A 9,139-nucleotide genomic window follows, 5' to 3' on the forward strand; every position below is an offset into this window, starting at 1 on the left:
TCGGGAGTGAAAGACGTGTCCGCACGATCTCTTGACGGGTGATTGGTCTGAACCTAACGTCCGTAGCGCTCATCCAGATGAGGGACCGCAGTTCATATACATGACCAATCGTTGGCCAAGAGTGAGGTGCGGCCCACCCCCCACGTCCGACAGGAGGCAGGATGCGTCCACGCCTGCGCACCCTCACCGTCACCACCGCCCTGTGCGCCACGTCGTTGCTCGCCGCCCCGCACGCCTTCGCCGAAGTCGAGCCCGGCGGCTGGCAGTCGGTGTCCCCCGGCTACAGCGAGCAGGAACGGGGCTGTGGCCAGATCGACGGCCTGACCTTCCGGCTCACCTGCTCCACCGCGAGCGGCGACCAACGGGCTGAACGTCGCTATGCCACCTACACCGGCGGAACCCACCAGTTCGAGGGCTACTTCCGCATCACCAGCCTCAGCGGCACCCGGATCAGCCTCAAGCAGACCTTCCACGAGTCGGGCTCCGGCCCGTACTTCATGCTCGCCGTCGAGCGCGGCGGCAGACTGTACGCGGTGCACGGGGGCACCACGCTCTCGAACGCCGGAACGGTCGGCGCCACCGTCCGCGTCAACACCGTCCACCAGGTCGGCGCCGAGCACCGCACTTACATCAACGGCTCGCTCAAGCACACCTACGCCAGCCCCGGCGGCAGCTTCTACGACAAGTTCGGCGCCTATCGCACCAACAGCGGGAACGGGACGGCCACCGTGGAGTGGAGCAACATCCGCTTCTGGCGCAAGTAGCGGCCGCCGTATGCGAGGAAAGGCGCGCATCGCAGCGTCGGCAGCGCTGATCCTGGCGCTGCCGGCCTGCTCGGCCGACACGGAACAGCCGCTGCGAGGCGCCCTCACCACACCCACCGACATCGACCTGGACTGGCGGGACGAGCGGCCCGGAATCGCGGGCCATGTCCTGGAGTTCGCGACCGAGGAGGCCGGCCCCTACACCGTCCTCCAGTACCTCGCCCCCCAGGTGACGAGCTATCGCCACCCCGACCTCATGCCGCACACCACCTTCTACTACCGGCTGCGGTCCTACCGGGGTCCCACCGTCCGCCCGCACCGGGCCGACCGGCCGGACGGCCTCCGCTTCACCTGGACCGACCGCTCCTCCGGCGAGGACGGCTTCCTCCTGGAGATCCGCGAGCGGGACGGCGACCGGTACGACCCCGTCGCCGTCCTCGCCCCGGACACCGAGGCCACCGACTTCGTCCCGCTGCCCGACGAACGGCACGCCGCCTACCGCGTCCGCGCCTTCGTCCTCGGAGAGCGCTCCAACGTCGTACGGCTCACCACGGGCGAATAGACGCGCTCAGCCGCGCTCAGCCGAAGACGTTGTCCGTGTCGTCCCAGTGCGCGAACTCGTCCGCCACCTGCTCCCGGGGCGCCCGTGAACGCGCCTGGTACATCGCGTCGATCTGGAGGGCGTAGTGCCGCACGATCTCGTCCCGGCGCAGCTTCATCGACGGCGTCAGCAGACCGCGGGCCACATCGAACGGCTCCGGCAGCACCCGGAACACCCGGATGGACTCCTGCCGCGACACCGCGCTGTTGGCGGCGGCCACGGCCCGGGTGATCTCCTCCCGCAGCGCGTTCTCCTCGCGCGCCTCGCGAATCCGTGCGTCGCTGCGCACGGCGAGGGAGTCACGCCAGTAGGCCAGGAAGTCGGGGTCCAGGGTGATCAGTGCCCCGACACACGGCCGGTTGTCACCGACGACCACCGCCTGATGGACCAGCGGATGCATCCTGAGCCGCTGCTCCAGCAGCGCCGGGGAGACGCACTTGCCGCTGCTGGTGATGATGACGTCCTTCTTGCGCCCGGTGATCGTCAGATAGCCGTCGGAGTCCAGCCGCCCGAGATCGCCGGTGGCCAGCCAGCCGCCGTACAGCGCGGCCCGCGTCGAGGCCTCGTCGTTGACGTAGCCCTGGAACACCGAGGGCCCGCGCACCAGGATCTCCCCGTCGTCGGCCACCCGGATGTCCATGCCCGGCAGGGCCTGCCCGACGGTCCCCGACATCTCCCGGCCCACCGGCTGCGCCGTGACCCCGCCGCAGGTCTCGGTGAGGCCGTAGGCGTCGTTCACGTAGATGCCGATGCCCTCGTAGAACAGGGACAGTTCACGGTTCAGGGACGAGCCGCCCGATGTCGCCCGGACCACCCTGCCGCCGAGCGCGGCCCGCAGCTTGCGGTACACCGTCCGCTCGTACAGGGCGTGCTGCAGCCGCAGATCGAATCCGGGCCCGGGCCCGCCGCCGAGCCGATGGCGCTCCAGCGCCGCCGCGAAGTCCCGTGCCGTGTCGGCGGCCCGCTCGAACAACGCGCCGCGGCCCGCCTGTTGGGCCACCCGCAGGAAGTTCTTGTACATCTTCTCGAAGATCGACGGTACGGCGCACAACCAGGTCGGCCGGAAGGTGCGCAGCGAGGCCGACAGCGCCGCCTCGCTCAGGTCGGGCTCGTGCCCCATCAGCATGCCGCCCCGGATGCACAGGGCCTGCACCAGGAGCCCGTACACATGGGAGAAGGGCAGGAAGGCCAGGACCGACGCCTGCTGCCCGCCGGGTGGGATCACCGTATGGCCCCAGCCCGCCAGGAGCGTGTCGCAGGCGCTCGCCAGTCCACGGTGGCTGAGCGCACAGCCCAGGGGGTGGCCCGTCGTGCCGGAGGTGTACATCACGGCCGCGGTGGAGTCCGGCAGCACGATCCGGCGCAGCGACTCGACCGTGGCGAGCGGGACGAACTCACCGCGCTCCACGAGCTGCTGGAGCCCGCCCGCGTCCAGCTGCCAGACATGGCGCAGCCGCGGCAGCGACCCGCACACCGAGCCGACCGTCATGATCGCCTGCTCGTCCTCGACCACCACGGCCACGCACTCGGCGTCCCGCAGGATCCACTCGACCTGGTCGCGCGACGACGTCGGATAGATCGGCACCACCTCGGCGCCCACCGCCCACAGCGCGTAGCTGAGCACCGTCCACTCGTACCGGGTGCGCGCCATGATGGCCACACGATGGCCCGGAGAGATACCGCACGCGATCAGACCCTTGGCCAGATCCGTCACTTCGTCGCGCAGCTCCGCGGCGGTGACCTCCTCCCAGGCGGCGGAGGAGAAGTCGGGACGGCGCGCGAGCATCGGCAGTGTGGGGGTGACGGCCGCCGTCTCGAAGACACTGTCGGCGAGGCCGCCGGTCAAGGGCGTGACAGTGGGGGGAGCGAGGCCGAGGTCGCGCATGCGCTGCTCCAGATGTGTACCGGGTGTGACGTCACCGACGAGTTCCGTTATCGGCGCTGCCCGAATCTAGCCCAGCTGAGACCGGATGGTGTCGGGAACGGAGAACTCGGGAGTCACATCTGGTACGGCTGGAGCCACACCGTCGCCAGCGGAGGCAGCGTCAGGCGGATATGACCGTCCTCCGGCTTGACGGGATCGTGGTGGACGACGTCGCTGCCGCCATAGCGCGCGGCGTCGGTGTTGAGGGCCTCCTGCCAGGCGATCACGGAGTCCGGGACGGCGAGACGGTAGTCATGGCGGACCACGGGGGAGAAGTTGCTGACGGCGAGCAGCGGGGTGCCGTCCGCGCCGAACCTCAGGAAGGCGAAGACGTTGTCCTCGGCGGCGTCGCCGAGGACCCACCGGAAACCGGCGGGGTCGGTGTCGCGCTCCCACAGGGCCGGAGTCGCCCGGTAGAGCATGTTGAGGTCACCGACCAGATCCTGCACACCCCGGTGGTCGCCCGCCGACGCGTACCCGGCATCGAGCAGCCACCACTCCGGTCCATGCGCCTCCGACCACTCGGCGCCCTGCGCGAACTCCTGCCCCATGAAGAGCAGTTGCTTGCCCGGATGGGCCCACATGAACCCCAGGTACGCACGATGGTTGGCGCGGCGCTGCCACCAGTCGCCCGGCATCTTGGAGACCAGCGCCTGCTTGCCGTGCACCACCTCGTCGTGGGAGATCGGCAGCACGTAGTTCTCGCTGTAGGCGTACACCATCGAGAACGTCATCTCGTTGTGGTGGTACTTGCGGTGCACCGGCTCCTTGGCGATGTACTGGAGCGAGTCGTGCATCCAGCCCATGTTCCACTTCAGCCCGAAGCCCAGTCCGCCGCTGTCGGTCGGCCGGGTCACCCCGTCCCAGGCGGTCGACTCCTCAGCGATGGTGACGACACCGGGATTGCGCCGGTACACGGTCGCGTTCATCTCCTGCAGGAACGCCTTCGCGTCCAGGTCCTCCCGCCCGCCGAACACATTCGGCGCCCACTGCCCGGACTCCCGTGAGTAGTCGAGATAGAGCATCGAGGCGACCGCGTCCACCCGCAGCCCGTCGATGTGGAACTCCTCGCACCAGTACGTCGCGTTGGCGACCAGGAAGTTGCGCACCTCGGTGCGCCCGTAGTCGAACTCGTACGTTCCCCAGTCCGGGTGCTCGGCCCGTCGCGCGTCCCCGGGTTCGTACAGCGGGTCCCCGTCGAACCGGCTCAGCGCCCAGTCGTCCTTGGGGAAATGGGCCGGCACCCAGTCCATGATCACGCCGATGCCGGCCCGGTGCAGCGCGTCGACCAGGTACTTGAGGTCGTCGGGTGTACCGAGCCGGGAGGCCGGCGCGTAGAAACCGGTGACCTGGTAGCCCCAGGAACCGGCGAAGGGATGCTGCGCGACCGGCATGAACTCGACATGGGTGAAGCCGAGCTCGTTGACATACGCGGGCAGCTCCTCGGCGAGCCGGCGATACGTCAGTCCCGGCCGCCAGGAAGGGAGATGTACCTCGTACACCGAGAAGGGAGCCTGGTGCACGGGCACGTCACCCCGGTGCGCCATCCAGTGCTCGTCGCCCCACTCGTAGTGCGAGGCGTGCACGATCGACGCGGTGTCCGGGGGGACCTCGGCACGGCGCGCCATCGGGTCGGCCTTGAGGAAGCGGTGACCGTACCGGGAGGTGATCTCGAACTTGTACCGGGTGCCCTCGCCGATGCCCGGCAGGAACAGCTCCCACACCCCGGACGCCCCGAGCGAGCGCATCGGGAACGCCGTCCCGTCCCAGCAGGTGAAGTCCCCGGCGACCCGCACGCCCCGCGCGTTCGGCGCCCACACGGTGAACCGGGTGCCTGCCACGCCCTGATGGGTCATCGGCTCGGCGCCCAGCGCCTTCCACAGCTGCTCGTGCCGGCCCTCGCGGACGAGGTGCAGATCGAACTCGCCCAGCGCGGGCAGAAAGCGGTACGGGTCGTGGACCTCGCGCTCGTCGGACCCGTCCTCGGCGTACGACACCAGCAGCGTGTACGCGGGGATCGCGTCCAGCGGCAGTACGGCCGAGAACAGTCCGCCGCCCTCCGAGACCAGCGCGGTGCGCTCGCCGTGGACCACCACGCTCACCGCCCGCGCGAACGGGCGCAGCGCCCGGAAGGCGATCCCGCCCGGCACCGGATGGGCGCCGAGCAGCGCGTGCGGATCGTGGTGGGCGCCCGACAGCAGGCGATCACGGTCGCCCGGGTCGAGGGCGGGCGCGGCGGCCGACCCGGCGGGTCGGGCCGACTCGGGGCGCGAGGTCTCGTGCAGGGCCATGGGGTCAGGCTCCTCTCACGGCGAGGCGTTCGATCGCCGCCATCGGTACGGGCAACCAGTCGGGGCGGTGCCGGGCCTCGTACAGCACCTCGTACACGGCACGGTCGGTCTCGTAGGCACGGAGCAGCCCGTGCTTCTTGCGGGGGTCCCACCCGGCGCGGGCGGCGTAGCCCGCGCAGTAGGCCTCCCGGCAGCGGCGCGCCCACTCCGGACGCCACGGGCGGCGCTGCCGGGCGGCGTAGTCGAAGGAGCGCAGCATGCCGGCGATGTCCCGCACGGGGGAGTGCACGCCGCGCCGCTCGGCGAGCGGGCGGGACGGCTCGCCCTCGAAGTCGATGACGAACCACTCCCGGCCGGCCCGCAGCACCTGACCCAGGTGCAGGTCGCCGTGGATGCGCTGGGCGGCCGGCCCGGGATCGCAGCCGGCCAGGGCGCCGAAGGCGGTGCGCAGGCCGGGGACATGGGGCCGTAGGGCGGGCACGAAGTGCGCGGCGAGTTCCAGGCGCTCGGTCATCGCCGCCGCGGTACGGCCGTTCTCGGCGTGCGACCCGGAGGGGAACGCCGACGCCAGTGCGAGGTGCACCTCCGCCGTGGCCTGCCCCAGCTGACGGGCCTCCGCGGTGAAGTCGTGACCCGAGGCCAGCGCGTCCAGCGCCAGCGTCCAGCCGTCCGAGGCGTCCCGCAGGAACGGTTGCAGCACCCCGAGCGTCGCCTCCCACGGATGCGTCGTCCGGAACCACGCCACCGGGGCCGGTACGCGGCCGCAGCCCTGCTGGGCCAGCGCGCCGGACAGCTCCAGGTCGGGATTGACACCGGGCTGGATGCGCCGGAACAGCTTCAGGATGTACGAGTCGCCGTACACCAGCGAGGAGTTGGACTGCTCGGCGTCCAGCAGCCGGGGTACGAGCCCGGCCGGCACCGACAGGGACGGGTCCGCCTCGAAGCGCAGCGGCCCGGCGGTGCCGGGGTGCCGCAGCCGGTCCAGGAGCAGCTGGGCCGAGCGGGGGTCCTGAAGCGCGTCGAAGACCGTCAGACCGGCGAGCGGTCCTTCTTCCGCACGGCCGATGAAAGCCTTCCCGAGGCGTGGCGACAGATGCTGCCGTACGCCGAGCAGCAGCTGGTAGCAGTCGCCGGCCGGTGGAGCGCCGCCGGGCGAGGGCACCGCGGAGTGGCCGGCGTGCACCAGAAGATGCAGACAGCCCGGGAACACCTCCGTCATCGACAGCAGCGCGAGGTCCGTGACGGGCCGGTCCTTGCCCGCGAACCAGCGCTGCCGTGGCAGCCACTCGCGCAGCAGGTCGGCCAGTGAGGCCATCGGGCTGGCGTCGACCGTACGGGTCGGTCGGGGAGATGCGGTCTTCTGCATGGTGACGCCTCCTTTCCTCGGCACACGCTCGAAGCTCACGCTCAAAGTCGTCTGCCGATGCGGGATGCGACTCGGGTGAGCCGAAACCAGTAGAAGCCGTGGCCCCCGAGGGTCAGCAGATACGGCAGTTCGCCGATGGCCGGGAATCGCACGCCGCCGAACAGTTCGACCGGGTGGCGCCCGTCGAACTCGCGCAGGTCGAGCTCGGTGGGCTGCGCGAAGCGCGCGAAGTTGTGCACGCACAGGACCAGGTCGTCCTCGTACTCACGCAGGAAGGCGAGGACCGCCGGATTCGACGACTGGAGTTCGGTGTACGAGCCGAGTCCGAACGCCGGGTTCTGTTTGCGGATCTCGATCATTCGGCGGGTCCAGTGCAGAAGCGAGGACGGCGAGGCCATGGACGCCTCGACGTTCGTCACCTGGTAGCCGTAGACCGGGTCCATGATGGTCGGCAGGCAGAGCCGCCCGGGGTCGCAGGTGGAGAAGCCGGCGTTGCGGTCCGGGGTCCACTGCATGGGCGTGCGCACGGCGTCGCGGTCGCCGAGCCAGATGTTGTCGCCCATGCCGATCTCGTCGCCGTAGTACAGGATCGGGCTGCCCGGCAGGGAGAGCAGCAGCGCGGTGAACAGCTCGATCGAATGACGGTCGTTGTCCAGCAGGGGTGCCAGTCGGCGCCGGATACCGATGTTGGCGCGCATGCGGGGGTCCTTGGCGTATTCCGCCCACATGTAGTCGCGTTCCTCGTCGGTGACCATCTCCAGGGTCAGCTCGTCGTGGTTGCGCAGGAAGATGCCCCACTGGCAGCCGGAGGGAATGGCCGGGGTCTTGGCGAGGATTTCCGAGACCGGGTACCTGGATTCCCTGCGCACCGCCATGAAGATGCGCGGCATGACGGGGAAGTGGAAGGCCATGTGGCACTCGTCGCCACCGCTGGAGTAGTCGCCGAAGTAGTCGACCACGTCTTCGGGCCATTGGTTCGCTTCGGCCAGCAGAACCGTGTCCGGGTACATCGCGTCGATATCGCGGCGGACCCGCCTCAGAAACTCATGGGTGGCCGGCCGGTTCTCGCAGTTCGTTCCCTCTTCCGCGTACAGATAGGGCACCGCGTCGAGCCGGAAGCCGTCGATTCCCAGGTCCAGCCAGAAGCGGAGGGCGGCCAGGATCTCCTCCTGCACGGCCGGGTTCTCGTAGTTGAGATCCGGCTGGTGGGAGAAGAAGCGGTGGAAGAAGTACTGTCCCCGGACCGGGTCGTACGTCCAGTTGGAGGGCTCGGTGTCGACGAAGATGATCCGGGCGTCGGCGTACTGCTTGTCGTCGTCGGCCCACATGTAGTAGTCGCCGTAGGGGCCGTCGGGGTCCTTTCTGGACTCCTGGAACCACGGGTGCTGGTCGCTGGTGTGGTTCATGACGAAGTCGATGATGACCCGCATGCCGCGCTGGTGGGCCGCGTCGACGAATTCGACGAAGTCGGCGAGGTCGCCGAATTCGGGGAGTACGGAGGTGTAGTCGGAGACGTCGTAGCCGCCGTCGCGCAGCGGTGACTTGAAGAAGGGCGGCAGCCACAGGCAGTCGACGCCGAGCCATTGCAGGTAGTCGAGTTTGGCGGTGAGGCCTTTGAGGTCGCCGACGCCGTCGCCGTTGCTGTCCTGGAAGGAGCGGACCAGGACCTCGTAGAAGACGGCGCGTTTGAACCAGTCGGGATCACGGTCCTTGGCAGGAGTGTCCTCGAACGTGTCCAGCACGGGCTCGTTGACGGTCATGGCGCTCAAGACCCTCCGATCTGCGGTGGCGATGCCTGGACGTGGAACACGTGCGCGGGCGCCCTGCCGGGCTCGAGGCGTACGAAGTTGGTCCTGCCCCAGCGGTACGCCTCACCCGTCAGTTCGTCGTGCACGGAAAGGGAGGCGTCCCAGTCCAGGCCGAGTTGCGGCATGTCCAACGAGACCGTGGCTTCCTGGGTGTGGTGTGGATCAAGGTTGGCGACCACCAGAACCGTGTCCGGACCCGTGCGTTTGCTGTACGCGATGAGGGCGTCGTTGTCGGTGTGGTGGAAGCGGAGGTTCCGCAGCCGGTGGAGGGCGGGGTGGCACCTGCGGATGGCGTTGAGGCGGGTGAGCAGGGGGGTGATGGTGCGTCCCTCGCGTTCGGCGCTCTCCCAGTCGCGGGGGCGGATCTGGTACTTCTCCGAGTCGA

The 9,139-nt window shown here is 69.5% G+C and carries 6 protein-coding genes and 1 pseudogene; 2 read left to right on the forward strand and 5 right to left on the reverse strand.

Translation table 11 applies throughout. The features are described 5' to 3' along the window. Positions 1–161 precede the first annotated feature (161 nt). On the forward strand, positions 162–764 hold the full coding sequence (locus tag ACZ7NC_RS35025; RefSeq protein WP_471494358.1) for a hypothetical protein: 603 nt from the start codon (positions 162–164) through the stop codon (positions 762–764). 10 nt (positions 765–774) lie between these two features. Next, positions 775–1,326, forward strand: a complete 552-nt coding sequence (locus ACZ7NC_RS35030) for a fibronectin type III domain-containing protein (RefSeq protein ID WP_471494361.1) — start codon at positions 775–777, stop codon at positions 1,324–1,326. Positions 1,327–1,342: 16 nt separating this feature from the next. Here the strand turns inward: ACZ7NC_RS35030 and ACZ7NC_RS35035 are convergent, their stop codons facing one another. The 5 genes and pseudogenes from ACZ7NC_RS35035 to ACZ7NC_RS35055 all read right to left on the reverse strand — a co-directional run. Beyond that, a complete protein-coding gene (locus ACZ7NC_RS35035; RefSeq protein ID WP_471494363.1) occupies positions 1,343–3,250 on the reverse strand; it encodes an AMP-dependent synthetase/ligase in 1,908 nt (635 codons plus the stop codon). 113 nt (positions 3,251–3,363) lie between these two features. Further along, positions 3,364–5,580, reverse strand: coding sequence for a 1,4-alpha-glucan branching enzyme (gene glgB, locus ACZ7NC_RS35040; RefSeq protein ID WP_471494366.1), 2,217 nt, complete (start codon positions 5,578–5,580; stop codon positions 3,364–3,366). Positions 5,581–5,584: 4 nt separating this feature from the next. Next, entirely contained in the window at positions 5,585–6,946 is a 1,362-nt protein-coding gene (locus ACZ7NC_RS35045; RefSeq protein WP_471494368.1) for a maltokinase N-terminal cap-like domain-containing protein, read from the reverse strand. A gap of 41 nt (positions 6,947–6,987) precedes the next feature. Then, entirely contained in the window at positions 6,988–8,706 is a 1,719-nt protein-coding gene (treS, locus tag ACZ7NC_RS35050) for a maltose alpha-D-glucosyltransferase (protein ID WP_471494370.1), read from the reverse strand. Positions 8,707–8,711: 5 nt separating this feature from the next. Continuing rightward, a pseudogene (locus ACZ7NC_RS35055) lies at positions 8,712–9,139 on the reverse strand (alpha-1,4-glucan--maltose-1-phosphate maltosyltransferase); the annotation flags it as partial.

The sequence above is a fragment of the Streptomyces sp. NPDC111802 genome (assembly GCF_055634335.1).